Source organism: Pseudomonas sp. BNK-45 (assembly GCF_047456255.1).
Lineage (GTDB): Bacteria > Pseudomonadota > Gammaproteobacteria > Pseudomonadales > Pseudomonadaceae > Aquipseudomonas.
In genome coordinates, this window is the sequence record NZ_CP179909.1 from 2,113,567 (window position 1) to 2,128,029 (window position 14,463).

Consider the following 14,463-nt stretch of genomic DNA (forward strand, 5'->3'; position numbering starts at 1 on the left):
ATGTTTGGTAAATTAAGTCTGGAAGCGATACCGTTCCACGAGCCGATCGTCATGGTGACCGTTGCCATGATCCTGCTCGGTGGTGTGGCGCTGTTCGCGGCAATCACCTACTTCAAGAAGTGGACCTACCTGTGGACCGAGTGGCTGACGTCCGTCGACCACAAGAAAATCGGTGTGATGTACATCATCGTCGCCATGGTCATGCTCCTGCGTGGCTTCGCCGACGCCATCATGATGCGTACCCAGCTGGCCATGGCCACCGAGGGTTCGCCTGGCTACCTGCCACCTGAACACTATGACCAGATCTTCACCGCCCACGGTGTGATCATGATCATCTTCATGGCGATGCCATTCTTCACCGGCCTGATGAACCTTGTCGTGCCGCTGCAGATCGGCGCGCGTGACGTGGCCTATCCGTTCCTCAACTCCCTGAGCTTCTGGCTGCTGGTATCGGGTGTGGTGCTGATCAACCTGTCCCTGGGCGTCGGCGAATTCGCCAAGACCGGCTGGGTTGCCTATCCGCCGCTGTCGGGCCTGCAATACAGCCCGGGCGTGGGTGTGGACTACTACATCTGGGCGCTGCAGCTATCGGGTCTGGGGACAACGCTGACGGGGGTCAACTTCCTGGCCACCGTGCTGAAAATGCGTACCCCTGGCATGAAGATGATGGACATGCCGATCTTCACCTGGACCTGCACCTGGGCCAACGTGCTGATCGTGGCTTCGTTCCCGATCCTCACCGCCACCCTGGCACTGCTGACGCTTGACCGTTACATGGATTTCCACATTTTCACCAATGAACTTGGTGGCAATCCAATGATGTACGTGAACCTGTTCTGGGCCTGGGGTCACCCCGAGGTGTACATCCTGATCCTGCCGGCGTTCGGTATCTTCTCCGAAGTGATCTCGACCTTCTCGGGCAAGCGCCTGTTCGGTCACCACTCGATGATCTACGCTTCCGGCGCGATCTCGATCCTGGGCTTCATGGTTTGGCTGCACCACTTCTTCACCATGGGTTCGGGTGCCAGCGTCAACGCCTTCTTCGGCCTGGCGACCATGCTGATCTCGATCCCGACCGGGGTGAAGCTGTTCAACTGGCTGTTCACCATCTACCACGGCCGTCTGCGCATCACCAGCCAGGTTCTGTGGACCCTGGGCTTCATGGTGACCTTCGCCATCGGCGGCATGACCGGCGTACTGCTGGCCATTCCGGGTGCGGACTTCGTCCTGCACAACAGCCTGTTCGTGATCGCTCACTTCCACAACGTGATCATCGGCGGCGCGGTGTTCGGCTACATCGCCGGCTTCAGCTTCTACTTCCCGAAAGCCTTCGGCTTCAAGCTGCATGAAGGTTGGGGCAAGGCTGCCTTCTGGTTCTGGATCTCGGGCTTCTTCGTCGCCTTCATGCCGCTCTACGCACTGGGCTTCATGGGCATGACCCGTCGTCTGAACGCCACCACCAACCCTGAGTGGGTGCCATACCTGTACGTGGCCATGGTGGGTGCACTGATGATCGCCGTGGGCATCGCCTGCCAGTTGATCCAGCTGTACGTCAGCGTGCGTGACCGCAAGCAGAACATGTGCGTTTCCGGCGACCCATGGAACGCCCACACCCTGGAATGGTCGACCTCGTCGCCACCTCCGTTCTACAACTTCGCGGTACTGCCCAAAGCCGAAGGCATCGACCCGTTCACCGAAGCCAAGGAAGACGGCACTGCCTATGCGCAGCCAAGCCGCTACCAGCCGATCCACATGCCCAACAACACCGCTACCGGTGTGGTCATGGGGGCCCTGCTGACCGTGTTCGGTTTCGCCATGATCTGGCACATCTGGTGGCTGGCCATCGCAAGCCTGGCCGGCACCGTGATCTATTTCGCGATCCACGCTGCTCGTGATGATCAAGGCTACATGGTGCCGGTCGAGACGATCGAGCGCATCGAAGCCGAACAGCACAAGCGTCTGGTATCGGAGAACAAGATCCCGGCTACCCGTGTTGAAACCTCGTTGGAACAGGCTTAATCCATGTCGAACTTAGTGACCAATGCTGGACACGCCCATGTCGATGACCATGGGCACGATGACCATCACCACGACTCGGGCGAGATGACCGTATTCGGTTTCTGGCTCTACCTGATGACCGACTGCATTCTGTTTGCGTCGATCTTCGCGGTATACGCGGTACTGGTTAACAACGTAGCGGGTGGCCCGTCGGGCCACGACATCTTCGAACTGCCTTACGTACTGGGCGAAACCGCTCTGCTGCTGTTCAGTTCGATCACCTACGGCTTCGCCATGCTGGCGTTCTTCCGGGGCAACAAGAAGCAGGTGCTGGGCTGGCTGGCCATGACCTTCCTGTTCGGCCTGGGCTTCATCGGCATGGAGATCAACGAGTTCCACCTGCTGATCTCCGAAGGCTACGGCCCTAGCCGTTCCGGCTTCCTGTCCGGGTTCTTCACCCTGGTCGGCACCCACGGTCTGCACGTGACCAGCGGTCTGATCTGGATGGCGATCATGATGTACCAGGTGCAGAAAAACGGCCTGACGGCGACCAACAAGACCCGTCTGAGCTGCCTGAGCCTGTTCTGGCACTTCCTGGACGTGGTGTGGATCTGCGTATTCACCGTTGTTTACCTGATGGGGACTATGTAAATGGCCAACGCACACTCCCACGACGAAGCCGGTCACGGCAGCGTCAAGTCCTACGCCATCGGCTTCATCCTGTCGGTCATCCTGACACTGATCCCGTTTGGCCTGGTGATGTACCCGTCGCTGCCTAAAGACGTGACCCTGTGGATCGTCCTGGCATTCGCCGTGATCCAGGTGCTGGTGCACCTGGTGTACTTCCTGCACCTGGACCGTTCCGCGGCACAGCGCAACAACGTGGTGGCGTTCATCTTCGCCGCGCTGGTCATTGTTCTGCTGGTTGGTCTGTCGTTGTGGATCATGTTCAGCATCCACACCGTCATGATGGCCAAGTGAGGTAAACCCGATGTCGCTCAAGCACTTTATCCAAATCACCAAACCGGGGATCATTTTCGGTAACGTGCTTTCTGTGGCAGGCGGGTTTTTCCTGGCCTCGAAAGGGCATGTCGATCTGGCCATTTTCCTGGCCGCGATGATCGGCACCTCGCTGGTGGTAGCGTCCGGTTGCGTGTTCAACAACTGCATCGACCGTGACATCGACCTGAAGATGGAGCGCACCAAGAACCGCGTGCTGGTCCAGGGCCTGATCTCCCTGGAAGTGGCCCTGGTCTATGCCTCCCTCCTCGGGATCGCCGGCGTCGCCCTGCTGTACTACGTGGCCAACCCGTTGGCCGCGTTGTTCGCGGTAATCGGCTTTGTCATCTACGTCGGCCTCTACAGCCTGTACCTCAAGCGCAAGTCGGTTCACGGCACGCTGGTGGGCAGTCTGTCCGGGGCCATGCCGCCGGTGATCGGTTATGTGGCCGTGAGCAACAGCTTCGACATGGCCGCGCTGACCCTGCTGGTGATGTTCAGCCTGTGGCAGATGCCGCATTCCTACGCCATCGCGATCTTCCGCTTCAACGATTACCTGGCCGCATCGATTCCGGTGCTGCCGGTGAAGCGCGGCATTCGCGTGGCCAAGAAGCACATCCTGCTCTACATCCTGGCGTTCCTGGTGGCGACCCTGATGCTGACCTTCAGCGGTTACGCCGGCATGAGCTACCTGGCGGTAGCGGCGGCGATGGGCATGTACTGGCTGTACATGGCCTGGACCGGCTACAAGGCGGTGGATGACACCGTGTGGGCGCGCAAGCTGTTCGTGTTCTCGATCTTCACCATCACCGCGCTGAGCGTGATGATGTCGGTGGATTTCAAGGCCCCGACCGAGCTGTTGCTGACCTACGCGCACTAAGCTGTCCAGGCCACAGAAAAGCCCCGCCTTCGTAAGAAGCGCGGGGCTTTTTTTATCCGCTGGCGCGACGGTCACATCATTTAAAGCTTTTAGGTCCGAAGGCTCCACCTGGCCGGGTAAAATGCGCCGCTCGTGGATGAACCTGAGTGGATGCAATGCAAAGCCGTATTGAAATGAACGACAGCCAGGAGCGTTACGGCGCGGTCAGTCGTGGGTTGCACTGGGCCATGGCGCTGGCCTTTGCCTGGATCTATTGCTCGACCGCCGCCCATTACCTGCTGGAGGATTCGGCACTGGACAAGTTCCTCTGGCCGACCCACAAGCAAGTCGGGCTGCTATTGATGGGGCTGTTGCTGGTGCGGCTGTTCTGGAGCCTGTTGAACCGGCATCGTCGGCCGCCGAGCCTGAACCTGGCCGCGCGCCTGGGGCATGGGCTGCTGTATGCCGGGATGTTCGCCATTCCGTTTCTCGGACTGCTGCGCCAGTACGGCTCCGGGCGAGCGTTTTCCGCCTTCGGGCTGCCGGTGATGAGTGGCTTTGAAGGGCCGAAGATCCAGTGGATGACCGACCTGGGCAACAGCTTCCATAGCCTCCTGGGCTGGACCTTGCTGGTACTGATCGTCGGTCATGTGGCCGCGGTGATCCTGCACTGCGTCAAAGGCCAGGGGCATATCCTGCGGCGCATGGCCGGTAGCACGACCTCGGCTTGAGGTATCGTCGGAGCAGAGAAAACCCCGTCTTCGAGAGAGGGACGGGGTTGTTTATCCAGAGCCCGCCATAGGGCTGTTCAAACCATACAAATGACTCAACCTTTGCAGGAAGCAGAATGATGAAAAAAATAGCCGTTGTCGTTTTTAGTGGCGGGCAGGACTCAACAACCTGTTTGATCCATGCGCTGCCGGTTTATGACGAAGTGCACTGTATTACGTTTGACTATGGTCAGCGTCATCACGCGGAAATTGAAACGGCACAGAGGCTATCCAAACAGTTGGGGGCGACGGTTCACAAGGTACTGGACGCTTCGTTGTTGAATGAGTTGGCGATCAGTAGTCTCACCCGGGACAATATTCCCGTTCCGACGGTCAACAGTTCCGGTGAAAGCTTGCCGAGCACTTTTGTACCAGGAAGAAATATTCTGTTTTTAACGTTGGCTTCTATATATGCCTATCAAGTAAAGGCTGAGACTGTCATTACCGGTGTGTGCGAGACAGACTTTTCCGGATACCCCGATTGTCGGGATGAATTCGTGAAAGCCTTGAACAAGGCCCTGGAGCTGGGGATGGAGTACCGGCTGCGTCTTGAAACCCCGTTGATGTGGCTAAACAAGGCGGAGACTTGGGCGCTGGCGGACTATCACAATCGGTTGGATTTGATTCGTGAGCAAACACTGACTTGCTATAACGGCGTCATCGGAAGTGGCTGTGCTAATTGTGATGCTTGCAACCTTCGTGCAAGAGGCTTGAACAGTTATTTGGAAAATAAAGCCGAAGTGATGAATAGCTTGAAAAGCAAAATGGCTCTGAAGTAAAAATATAAGTGCCAGCTCGCCATTGTGATTCAACACTGCACCTGTCTTTGAAATAGGTGAGTGTTGAATTCAATGGCTTAAGCTGGCGGTGCGTCTATTTAGCTATCTGGCTGTCTGTCACGTATCTCTTGAATAGTGATCGCGCACCATAGGCAGGCAGAATGTTGAAGAAGGCAAAGCATACTTTGATCGCGATCTGGACATAAATCATGCTCAGAATATCGTTGTTCTGCATTGCTCCATAGAAAGCAATGTAGCAGAACAGGAAACTGTCGATGATCACTGCAAACAAGGTGCTCAAGAATATACGCAGGAAGAGGAATCTGGAGTTTGTCAGCTCCTTTATTTTGCATAGTAAGTATGAGTTGACGTTTTCCGAAACCAGGAAAGAGACGGAGGAGGCGATCAATACGGAGGTCACCTGAATGATGACGTCGTTATAGGGCTTGTCGAGCTTCCAGTCGGGCAATCCAGGGAGGAAGGTCGACGCATACAGCAAGATGATGATCATTGCGTTGCTTGCAAAAGCAAAGAAAATGGCTTTTCTAGCAAGTCTGAGTCCAAAGTTTTCGTTCAGCAGGTCAACGATCAAAAATGTCAGGGGATAAAGAAAGGTGCCGGGAGTGATGATGATATTGAGCGACTCCAGATAAATTGGCTTTGTCGCTGCAATACTTGTGAAAATGTAGAATGTAAAAAGTAGCAGGTTCAGGATGATATAAATCATCCATGAGTTTTCATGGCGATCATTCAGGTCGTAGGCAGTAAGTGCTCCTCCTTGAGAATAGAATTTTTTATATAGGTTTCTGATTTCCATTTTGTTCAGGTTGTCCATTATTTCGCTGTTCAGTACTTCGCTCAGCTTTATTTTGATGACCTTGCCCGTAGCGATAATCATAATCACGGCTAGGTTCTTATTGTTTTCAAAGCCCAATAATTTATATTTGCTGTTCTCAATTTCACTTTCAAATGCTGTCATGGAATCGCTCCTCGATGATGTCTCCCACAACGCACATATCATCTGAGCTGGAGTACGGAGTGTTCACGATGAACAGTTTCTTTGTCAGCCTGTTGTAAACGAGTTTTTCCTTGTCGTCGGTCGATGACCCTTTTTGCACGATCAAGAGGTCGCCAGGCTCATTCATGTCACATATTTCATTCTCGAGCAGCACCGCTATCAAGTTGTAAGATGTGCCGAAATAATAGGTCAGTGGATAAAGCGTGGCCAGTTCGCCGATGCGCCTATCAAGATTGGCGATCAACAAACTTTCCTTGATGATTGGTACGGCGGCGGGATTCATGTTGCCTTGAGGTGAGATGCTGCTTTCGATAATCTCCTTTTCTTCAAAGTCGATAGTTTCTATTTCTTCGTAGGAGACACCGAAGAAGTCGGAGATTTTTCGAATGGTGGACTGCTGAACATTAGTGACCTTACCTTCCAGTATGTTGTATATGGTCGTTCTGGTCAGGCCACTAGCGTTGCACAAAGACAGTTGCGTCTCGCCGCGACTTTTTATCAGGTATTTGATATTGCTCTTCAAATACTCTGTTCTTTCTCTTCTGTGCATCAAATGCTCACCATTTCCTTATAGTCGTCAGGCATCGAGACGTTTATAGAAGTTGTGCCGTGTGTGGCTCTCGGCATGTTTGATGCCAAGCGCTGGGCTACTGCAGCGAAAGTGCTCAGGTTAGTGTTTGATTTTTACCCATTCGCTACTACTCCTTTAGTCAGCCTGCATCCGTCCTGGGTTGCTCTGCTGTTGTTATGTGGGGCGATCAAATCGTGGGGGAAATTCGATTCGTGAGGGCGCCGCGCTGGGTAAGTGTTACATGCGTCAGCCAGGGGAATAAAGCCCCAAAAATCTGTCGTCTTGCTCCTCGTTGCTGGGTATTGAGCCGCAACGCAGGGTTGATGTTTTCTGCCTGGGCAAAAAGCATCATTTAATTTGGAAAATGTTTAATTCTTTGATTAATTTTGTTGCGGCTTATAGAGTCTGACGCCGAGGCTTGGATAAGCCCGATGCAGACAAACGAACGTGATACCCAGGAAGCGTGCTGTCGTTCGTGGCGCGCAACACACAAGGAAGGGACACAGAAGAATGGCAGCTGACACTGAACCACTCAGGACCCAGGCCGACCTGCTGCGACGTGGCTTGGCTGATCTGCGCGCTGAAGACACGGAGCTGGCAAGCATCCTGGACGCGGAAGTCACGCGCCAACACCGCACACTGTCTTTGGTTTCATCTTCCTGCGCGGCCGGCCCCCGGAGCTTGGCGGCATCAGCCTCGGCGCTGGTCAACGTCACGGTCGAGGGCGCTCCCGGCCGGCGTCATTATAGTGGGTGTGAAAACGTTGATCGGGTTGAGGCTCTGGCGATCCGACGCGCTCGGGAGCTGTTCTCTGCCCAATACGCCTGCGTGCAATCACACTCGGCCTCGAATGCCATTTACCAGGTGCTGACGGCGCTGGCCGAGCCTGGGGATACGATCCTGGGCATGGCCCTCGAACAGGGTGGGCACCTTGCACATGGCCGAGTGGAAGCCTTCACGGAGGCCAACTACAAGGCTGTTCGCTACGGCACCACATCCCAGGGGGAGATCGATTACGCAGAAGTGCGCCAACTGGCGATGGCCCATCGTCCGCGGATCATCATTTGCGGGGCGACGGCCCATTCTCGGGTCGTGGACTTCCAGCGCTTTCGTGCCATTGCCGATGAGGCCGGGGCCATCGTGCTTGCCGATATTTCCCATATCGCCGGGCTGGTGGCCACAGGGCGCCATCCGAGCCCGATCGATGCCGCGCACGTCACAATCACCTGCACCCACAAGCAGCTCGCCGGCCCGCGTGGAGGTCTGATTCTCTCCGGTCGTGATGCAGACACCAAAGTGCCTGGACTGAGGTCGAGTTTTCGCCGGGTTCTCGAACAAGCGGTTTCCCCCGGTATGCAAGGCGCGCCTGCCGTCAACGTGATTGCCGCCAAGGCTGCCGCGTTGGGCTATGCGATGTCCCCGCTGTTTGATGCCTACATGGGGCGGATTCGCGTCACGGCAGATGAAATGGCTTGCGCGTTCATGGAGCGGGACTACGAGGTCGTGGGGGGAGGAACGGAAAATCACACGATCTTGCTGCGCTTGCGTGGCGGCATCAGCGGCTCCATCGCCGAATCGGCGCTGGAGAAGTGTGGAATCATCGTCAGCAAAAAACGCGGTCCGAGGGAAAACCGATCATCATTTGCCGCCAATGGCTTGTGTATCGGCACAGGCTCCATCGCCCAGCGCCACGTGGACGCCCAAGGGTGTCGCCAGATCGTCGACCTGGTGTGCCGGATACTCGATCAGGTGCAGCCCCACGGCGAGCAGAAATACACCCTGGAGCCCGGATTGCAGGAGCAGTTCCGGCAACAGACCGAAGCGTTGTGCGCGATGTACCCGATCCGTGAGTACGGGGATCGCTGAAAACAAAAAGCCCCGACTTCACACACAAGTACGGGGCTTTTTCTCGGCGCTCAGGTCGGGCTGACGCCTTCGCGAGCAAGCTCGCTCCTACAGGGCCGGGTTACAGCTGTTGTTGCGCGCTGTAGCCTTCGAATGCGGTCTGTTGCTGGATCGCGGTGATGATGTTCTTGCGGGTCGCTTGCTGCTCGTTGCCGTTCTTGTCGATGAACATTTCGCTTTCCAGTTCCGCCTCATCGCCTTCGCCGACAAAGCTGAAACCGAGGAACTCGAAGGCTTCACGGTCGACGTTGGCCTTGGAGCGCGGGCGCATCGGCAGGATGACGCTGATGCCGTCCTTGCTGATGGCGAACACTTCCATTTCCTTCTTCGGCCGCGCCTTGCTCTTGCCGCCGCTGGGGTTGCTGATGGCCTGGTGCGTCTGGTTCAGCACTTTCAGGGCCAGGCCGTAGACCAGTTCCTGGAAGTCCGGGTCGTCCTTGTAGCTGGAGAGAATCCGGCTGATGGGGAATTTCTTGCTCAGGTCTTCCAGGGCGGCCAGGTCGGCGGCCTCGGCGTCTTTGAGTTGCTTGAGCTGGCCCATGAGTTCATAGGCGGTGTCGTCGTCAAAGCGGTCGTGGGCCTGGCGAATCGCAGCACGCAGTTCGCGAATCTGGTCACTTTCTTTCGAGGTGTGGAAGGCGTCGAGCACCATCTCGCTGATGGTCTTGGCCTGGGACACGTGTTGTGAAAGATGAATGGCGTTTTCGTACTCGGCCTTGTTGGACAGGGCGATTACGGATTCTTCGGTGTTGGAATCAGGCATTGAACATCCACTACTTGGTTTAACAGGTTTGAGGCGCGAAAGGCCCAGGGGGATTTTCGGGGGCGCCTAATCTATTGGACCCGGCCCCTAATGTCACGGACCAAGCGACCCGCCCAACAGGACCGTCCCTACAGACCGGTTTGCACGGCGAAGATTCCCCAGTGCTCCAAGGGCATGGCCGCACCGCTTTCAGGCGTTGAGCCGCAGTTGCCGGAAGTTGCGGAACAGCTTGAGTGCTCGCCCGCAGAACAGACCAACGGTAAAGCCTGCGGCAGCGCCACTGATAGCGAGCATCTGCACGCTGGCGGCCTGTTCGGGGTGCACGGCGGTTTGATAGCCGATCCAATACTTCACCGCGAAGAACAGCAGCGAGATGGCGAGGATCTTCACGGTGCCAGGCACCAGGATCGCCTCGCCGCCGGACTCCAGTAGCACGCCGGCGCTGGAGAACAACAGCATCGCCAGCAGGCTGCCGAGTGCGGCACCACCGGCCCAGGCGCCCAGCGCCAGTAACGGATGCTCGCCGAGATTCACCGACCACAGCGACCAGACCAGCAGGATCACCGGTGTCAGCAGCAGCGAACGGCGGCTCTCGCGAGTGCTGGCGAGGGCACGCAGACCGTAGTAGCAGACCAGGGCGAAGACCGCGTACACCCACAGGGGCGTGCCTTGGAGGATATCGAGCATCTATAGCGTCCTTGCTTCAGCGGAAAATGAGCGATCCATGGTGCGCTTTGTATCCGCCGACGTGAAGCCTTCGCCCTCGGCACAGCGCACCGCAGCCGCTTGCGGCTGAAAACTTGCCGCTTGAAGCTCAGTGCACCTGCGTATCGCTGACCCCAGCCTCCAGTTCCTGACGCAGATCGCTGCCCCGGCGGGCGATGAACACCAATTGCGCGGCATGCTCGGTGGGCTGATCGGCGGCCAGGGTGAACTGGCTGCGGTTGCCCACATGCTGCAACCAGTAAGGCTGTTCATTGCCTTCCAGGCGCACCAGGCCCTTGAGGCGCAGCAGGTCGGCGGGCAGGCGCGCCAGCCAGTCGCGCAAAGCCTTGGGCTGCAGCGGTCGCGAGCTTTTCCACACCCAGCTTTCGAACAGTTCGTCGTGGGCCTGGGGCAGGGCCTTGAACAGCACTTCGGTGGAGCGCACCGGCGGCGTCAGCAGCAACTCCGCCGGCAGCTCGGCCTGCACCGTGTCGAACACCGGGGCGCGATGGCCGAGGCTGGCGCGAATGCTCTGCAATTGCTCGGCGCTCACCAGGTCGGCCTTGTTCAGCAGCACCCAGTCGGCGCAGGCCACCTGTGCCCGGGACAGCCGGGCCATTTCCCCTTCCAGGTCCTGGTAGCCGCTGGCGTCCACCAGGGTGATCACTGCGTCCAGGTGCAGGCGGTTGCGTAGCTGTGGGTAGCCGATGGTCTGCACGATGCGCTGTGGATCGGAGACGCCGCTGCACTCGATGACGATCCGTTCCAGGGCCGGGCGCAGCTTGGACAGGCTCACCAGTTGCGCCAGCAGGTCCTCCTGCACGGTGCAGCAGATGCAGCCGTTCTGCAGGCTGTACACCGCGTCTGTGACCTCGGCAATGATCGCTGCATCGATGTTCAGCTCGCCGAAATCGTTGACGATCACCGCCAGCCGGCCGCTGTCGGCGCGCTGCACCATGCGGTTGAGCAGGGTGGTTTTGCCAGCGCCGAGAAAGCCTGCAACCACGGTGACCGGAATGCTCGGGGTGCTGTTCATTATTCCTTGCCCTCGATCACCGGCGGCAGGCCTTCCCACACCGCCTGCAACGGCGTGTCGCTGAAGATGCCCTGGCGGTCGTAGACCAGTTGCCCTTCGACGAAGGTCAGTTGCACCTGGGTGTGGTGGATGTAGTTGCGCGGCCCTTGAGCGAACAGGTTGCGGTCAAGGACGATCAGGTCCGCCGACTTGCCAGCCTCCAGGCTGCCGGTCAGGTGTTCCAGGCCCATGGCGTGGGCGCCGTTGAGGGTCGCCACTTGCAGGGCCTGTTCCAGGCTGATGGGGTCGCCGAAGGTGTCGGGTTCCTGGTTCCATGGGTTCTGCCGGGTGACCATGGTTTCCAGGGCCAGCCACGGGTCGATGGACGCCACCGGCCAGTCGGTGCCGAACACCGCGATGCCACCGGCCGCCAGCACGCCCTTGAAGTCATAGATGCGCTTGAGGCGCTCATGGCCGTAACCGGAGCGGGCACCGCTGGCGAATGGCGTCGGGTACCAGGCCGCCGGGGAGAACTCGGCAATCACGTCCAGGCTCTGGAAGCGCTTGAGGTTGCCCGGGTGCAGCAGGGTGCTGTGGGCGCATTGGTGACGGATGCCGCTGTTGCCGTTGCGCCGCCGGGCTTCGGCCACGGCGTCGAGGAACACGTCGGAGGCGCCGTCGCCGGTGCAGTGGGCGATCACCCGCAGGCCGCGCTTGTCCATGTCCACCACCATGTCGGTGATGTGTTCCGGGGTCAGGTTGAGCTTGCCGCGCCAGCTCGACTCTTCCGGCCAAGGGGTCAGCAGATAGGACGACTTGGGCTCCACGGTGCCGTCGAAGTGGAACTTCACCGCGTTGGCATTCAGGCGGGCGCTGCGATAGAAATGCCGCTCGCCGCTGAGCAGCTCCCAGCGCCGACGCACCGGGAAGATATCGTCCTGCCAACTGATGGCCGCCTCCACCCGCAGGGTCAGCTCACCGGCATCGTCCAGTTCCTTGAGGGCCTGCAGGCGGTTCTCGCAGACGTGCACGTACTTGGTGGCGGTGACCCCGCGAGAGGTCTGGAAGTGCACGCCATCACGGTAGGCGCGGCGCAGTACCGACACCGGAGTCGGCGGCATGGCGGCGTGGATTAGGGCGTAGGCGCCGTCGATCAGCAGGCCGTTGGGTTCGCCGGTCAGTTCATCGCGCTCCAGGTAGCCGTTGCGCGGGTCACTGGTGTGGCGATCGATGCCGGCCAGTTCCAGGGCCTTGGAGTTGACCATCATGGTGCCCCACATGCGGTCCAGCAGGGCCACCGGGCGATCCGGCATGACGCTGTCGAGCCACTCGCGGCCCGGGGTCAGGCCGGCTTCGCGGAAGGTGTAGCGGACCCAGTACTGGCCGTAGATCCAGCCGTCGCCGGGGTGGCTGTCGGCGTAGGCGTGGATCGCCGCCGCCAGTTGCTCGGGAGTCGGATCTTCGATGCCCACGTCCAGGTCGTCGGCGTAGCGCGGCGCCAGGGCCAGGTCCGGGTGGGTGTGCATGTCGTGCAGGCCGGGCATGCAGAAGGCCCCGTCCAGGTCGTGCTGTCGGGTGTTGGGCCCGATCAGCGAAGCCAGGGAGGCGAGGCTGCCCACCGCGATCAGCTTGCCCTGGCGGATGGCCACGGCATCGGCCCAGGGCTGGGCCGGGTCGAGGGTGTACATCCGGCCGTTGTGCAGCACCAGTTCGGCGTATTGATCAACGGCGCTATGGGTGGAGTTGAATTGGTCGGAAGCGGTCACGGGGTCAACCTCTCAAGCAGGGGGCCCTTCAAAGGTGGGCGGAAAAATGGGCGACAAGCTCAAATGCATTCTTGTTGTGCGGGCTACTGTGGCGAGGGTTGTTGTCTAGCGTTGTGCGCCCAGGGTTTCGACAAAGCCGGCGATGCGCTGGCAGGCGTCCTTGAGCACCTCGTCGGCGACGGTGAAGGAGATCCGCACGAAGCCCTCGGCGCTGGCGCCAAAGGCTTGGGCGTCGAGCACCGAGACCCCGGTGGCGCGGAACAGCTGCCAGGCGAAATCCATGCTCGACAGCCCGGTGCGGCGCACGTCCACCAGCATGAACATCCCGGCCTCGGGCTCGCGGCAATCGAGCAGGTGCACCGACTTGAGCCCGGCCACCACCAGGTCGCGGCGCCGGCGATAGACCTCGCGGGCGCTGCCGATCACTTCTTCATCCAGCTCCAGGGCCTTGAGCGCGGCTTCCTGGATAAACCCGGGCAGGCCGTAGAGCATGCACAGCAGCAGGTTGTCCAGGTGCCCGACCAGGGCCGGCGGGGCGATCACCCAGCCCACGCGCCAGCCGGTCATGGCGTGGGTTTTCGACAGGCTGTTGAGGATCACCGTGCGCTCGGCCATGCCTGGCATCGAAGCGATGCTCAGGTGGTCGCGGTCGTAGGTCAGTTGCCCGTAGACCTCGTCGGAGATCACCCACAGGTCGTGCTTGCGTGCCACTTCGGCCACGGCTTCCAGCTCTTCGCGGCTGTAGACGTTGCCGGTGGGGTTGCACGGGGTGGCCAGGGCGATGCCCCGGGTCTTGTCGGTCAGCGCCGCTTCCAGGGCCGCGGCGGTCAGGCGGAAGCCGTTGGCCGCCGGCTGCTGCACACAGGCGATCCTGGCCCCCGAGGCGTGGATGCAGGCCTCGTAGGTCAGGTACATGGGTTCCGGCACCAGCACTTCGTCGCCACTGCTGAACAGGCACAGCGAGGTGGCGAACAGGCCGTTCTGCGCCCCGGCCACCAGGGCCACGTTGTCGGCGCTGACCTCGATCCCCAGCAGGCGTCGCTGCTTGGCGGCAATCGCTTCGCGCAGGGCCGGGCGACCCAGGACGTGGGTGTAATGGGTGTCGCCTTGTTCCAGGGCGGCGCTGGCGGCGGCGCTGATACGTGCATCGGTGGCGAAGTCCGGATCACCGACGCTGAGGACGATCACGTCCTCGCCGCGGCCCCGGGCCTCGATGGCCGCGTAGTGGATGTCCCAGGCGCTGACGGATTCGCCGCTGATGCGCTGAACGAAAGGTGAATAACGCATGTTGTGCTCCTCACGGGCTCGGTTGCCC

At 59.3% G+C, this 14,463-nt stretch carries 14 protein-coding genes; 7 read left to right on the forward strand and 7 right to left on the reverse strand.

Annotated features, from left to right (window positions below):
* The 6 genes from cyoB (at position 1) to queC (ending at position 5,405) form a co-directional block, all read left to right on the forward strand.
* On the forward strand, positions 1-2,019 hold the full coding sequence (gene cyoB / locus ACMGG8_RS09840; RefSeq protein ID WP_060840943.1) for a cytochrome o ubiquinol oxidase subunit I: 2,019 nt from the start codon (positions 1-3) through the stop codon (positions 2,017-2,019).
* Between the two features lie 3 nt (positions 2,020-2,022).
* Positions 2,023-2,649: a cytochrome o ubiquinol oxidase subunit III gene (locus ACMGG8_RS09845; protein WP_011063285.1), complete on the forward strand. Its 627-nt coding sequence runs from the start codon at positions 2,023-2,025 to the stop codon at positions 2,647-2,649.
* Complete coding sequence (gene cyoD, locus ACMGG8_RS09850; protein WP_060840942.1) at positions 2,650-2,979, forward strand: cytochrome o ubiquinol oxidase subunit IV; 330 nt, start codon at positions 2,650-2,652, stop codon at positions 2,977-2,979. It abuts the gene before it with no gap.
* Positions 2,980-2,989: 10 nt separating this feature from the next.
* Complete coding sequence (gene cyoE / locus ACMGG8_RS09855) at positions 2,990-3,877, forward strand: heme o synthase (RefSeq protein ID WP_060840941.1); 888 nt, start codon at positions 2,990-2,992, stop codon at positions 3,875-3,877.
* 155 nt (positions 3,878-4,032) lie between these two features.
* Positions 4,033-4,587: a cytochrome b gene (locus tag ACMGG8_RS09860; protein ID WP_060840940.1), complete on the forward strand. Its 555-nt coding sequence runs from the start codon at positions 4,033-4,035 to the stop codon at positions 4,585-4,587.
* A 119-nt stretch (positions 4,588-4,706) separates the two neighbouring features.
* Entirely contained in the window at positions 4,707-5,405 is a 699-nt protein-coding gene (gene queC, locus ACMGG8_RS09865) for a 7-cyano-7-deazaguanine synthase QueC (protein WP_108545398.1), read from the forward strand.
* Positions 5,406-5,499: 94 nt separating this feature from the next.
* Here queC and ACMGG8_RS09870 read toward each other — a convergent pair whose 3' ends face one another.
* Complete coding sequence (locus ACMGG8_RS09870) at positions 5,500-6,384, reverse strand: queuosine precursor transporter (protein ID WP_108545244.1); 885 nt, start codon at positions 6,382-6,384, stop codon at positions 5,500-5,502.
* Positions 6,371-6,973: a helix-turn-helix transcriptional regulator gene (locus ACMGG8_RS09875; protein WP_108545245.1), complete on the reverse strand. Its 603-nt coding sequence runs from the start codon at positions 6,971-6,973 to the stop codon at positions 6,371-6,373. The genes ACMGG8_RS09870 and ACMGG8_RS09875 overlap by 14 nt, the downstream gene beginning before the upstream one ends.
* A 531-nt stretch (positions 6,974-7,504) precedes the next feature.
* On the opposite strand from ACMGG8_RS09875, the gene glyA reads away from it, so the two are divergent.
* Positions 7,505-8,860: a serine hydroxymethyltransferase gene (gene glyA, locus ACMGG8_RS09880; RefSeq protein WP_414159512.1), complete on the forward strand. Its 1,356-nt coding sequence runs from the start codon at positions 7,505-7,507 to the stop codon at positions 8,858-8,860.
* A gap of 100 nt (positions 8,861-8,960) precedes the next feature.
* On the opposite strand, the gene ACMGG8_RS09885 is transcribed toward glyA, so the two are convergent.
* The 5 genes from ACMGG8_RS09885 to ACMGG8_RS09905 form a co-directional block, all read right to left on the reverse strand.
* On the reverse strand, positions 8,961-9,662 hold the full coding sequence (locus ACMGG8_RS09885) for a hypothetical protein (RefSeq protein ID WP_414159513.1): 702 nt from the start codon (positions 9,660-9,662) through the stop codon (positions 8,961-8,963).
* Positions 9,663-9,851: 189 nt separating this feature from the next.
* Positions 9,852-10,349: a DUF6622 family protein gene (locus ACMGG8_RS09890; RefSeq protein ID WP_414159514.1), complete on the reverse strand. Its 498-nt coding sequence runs from the start codon at positions 10,347-10,349 to the stop codon at positions 9,852-9,854.
* 127 nt (positions 10,350-10,476) lie between these two features.
* A complete protein-coding gene (locus ACMGG8_RS09895) occupies positions 10,477-11,403 on the reverse strand; it encodes a CobW family GTP-binding protein (RefSeq protein ID WP_103740484.1) in 927 nt (308 codons plus the stop codon).
* Complete coding sequence (locus ACMGG8_RS09900) at positions 11,403-13,148, reverse strand: amidohydrolase (protein ID WP_414159515.1); 1,746 nt, start codon at positions 13,146-13,148, stop codon at positions 11,403-11,405. The genes ACMGG8_RS09895 and ACMGG8_RS09900 overlap by 1 nt, the downstream gene beginning before the upstream one ends.
* Before the next feature lie 105 nt (positions 13,149-13,253).
* Entirely contained in the window at positions 13,254-14,435 is a 1,182-nt protein-coding gene (locus ACMGG8_RS09905; protein WP_414159516.1) for a pyridoxal phosphate-dependent aminotransferase, read from the reverse strand.
* Between the last annotated feature and the right edge of the window lie 28 nt (positions 14,436-14,463).

Coding starts and splice junctions, on each gene's coding strand:
- queC (WP_108545398.1), top strand. CDS start 4,707: ATGAAAAAAATAGCCGTTGTCGTTTTTAGTGGCGGGCAGGACTCAACA.
- ACMGG8_RS09845 (WP_011063285.1), top strand. CDS start 2,023: ATGTCGAACTTAGTGACCAATGCTGGACACGCCCATGTCGATGACCAT.
- ACMGG8_RS09875 (WP_108545245.1), bottom strand. CDS start 6,973: ATGCACAGAAGAGAAAGAACAGAGTATTTGAAGAGCAATATCAAATAC.
- cyoD (WP_060840942.1), top strand. CDS start 2,650: ATGGCCAACGCACACTCCCACGACGAAGCCGGTCACGGCAGCGTCAAG.
- ACMGG8_RS09905 (WP_414159516.1), bottom strand. CDS start 14,435: ATGCGTTATTCACCTTTCGTTCAGCGCATCAGCGGCGAATCCGTCAGC.
- ACMGG8_RS09870 (WP_108545244.1), bottom strand. CDS start 6,384: ATGACAGCATTTGAAAGTGAAATTGAGAACAGCAAATATAAATTATTG.
- ACMGG8_RS09860 (WP_060840940.1), top strand. CDS start 4,033: ATGCAAAGCCGTATTGAAATGAACGACAGCCAGGAGCGTTACGGCGCG.
- ACMGG8_RS09890 (WP_414159514.1), bottom strand. CDS start 10,349: ATGCTCGATATCCTCCAAGGCACGCCCCTGTGGGTGTACGCGGTCTTC.
- ACMGG8_RS09895 (WP_103740484.1), bottom strand. CDS start 11,403: ATGAACAGCACCCCGAGCATTCCGGTCACCGTGGTTGCAGGCTTTCTC.
- ACMGG8_RS09885 (WP_414159513.1), bottom strand. CDS start 9,662: ATGCCTGATTCCAACACCGAAGAATCCGTAATCGCCCTGTCCAACAAG.
- glyA (WP_414159512.1), top strand. CDS start 7,505: ATGGCAGCTGACACTGAACCACTCAGGACCCAGGCCGACCTGCTGCGA.
- cyoE (WP_060840941.1), top strand. CDS start 2,990: ATGTCGCTCAAGCACTTTATCCAAATCACCAAACCGGGGATCATTTTC.
- cyoB (WP_060840943.1), top strand. CDS start 1: ATGTTTGGTAAATTAAGTCTGGAAGCGATACCGTTCCACGAGCCGATC.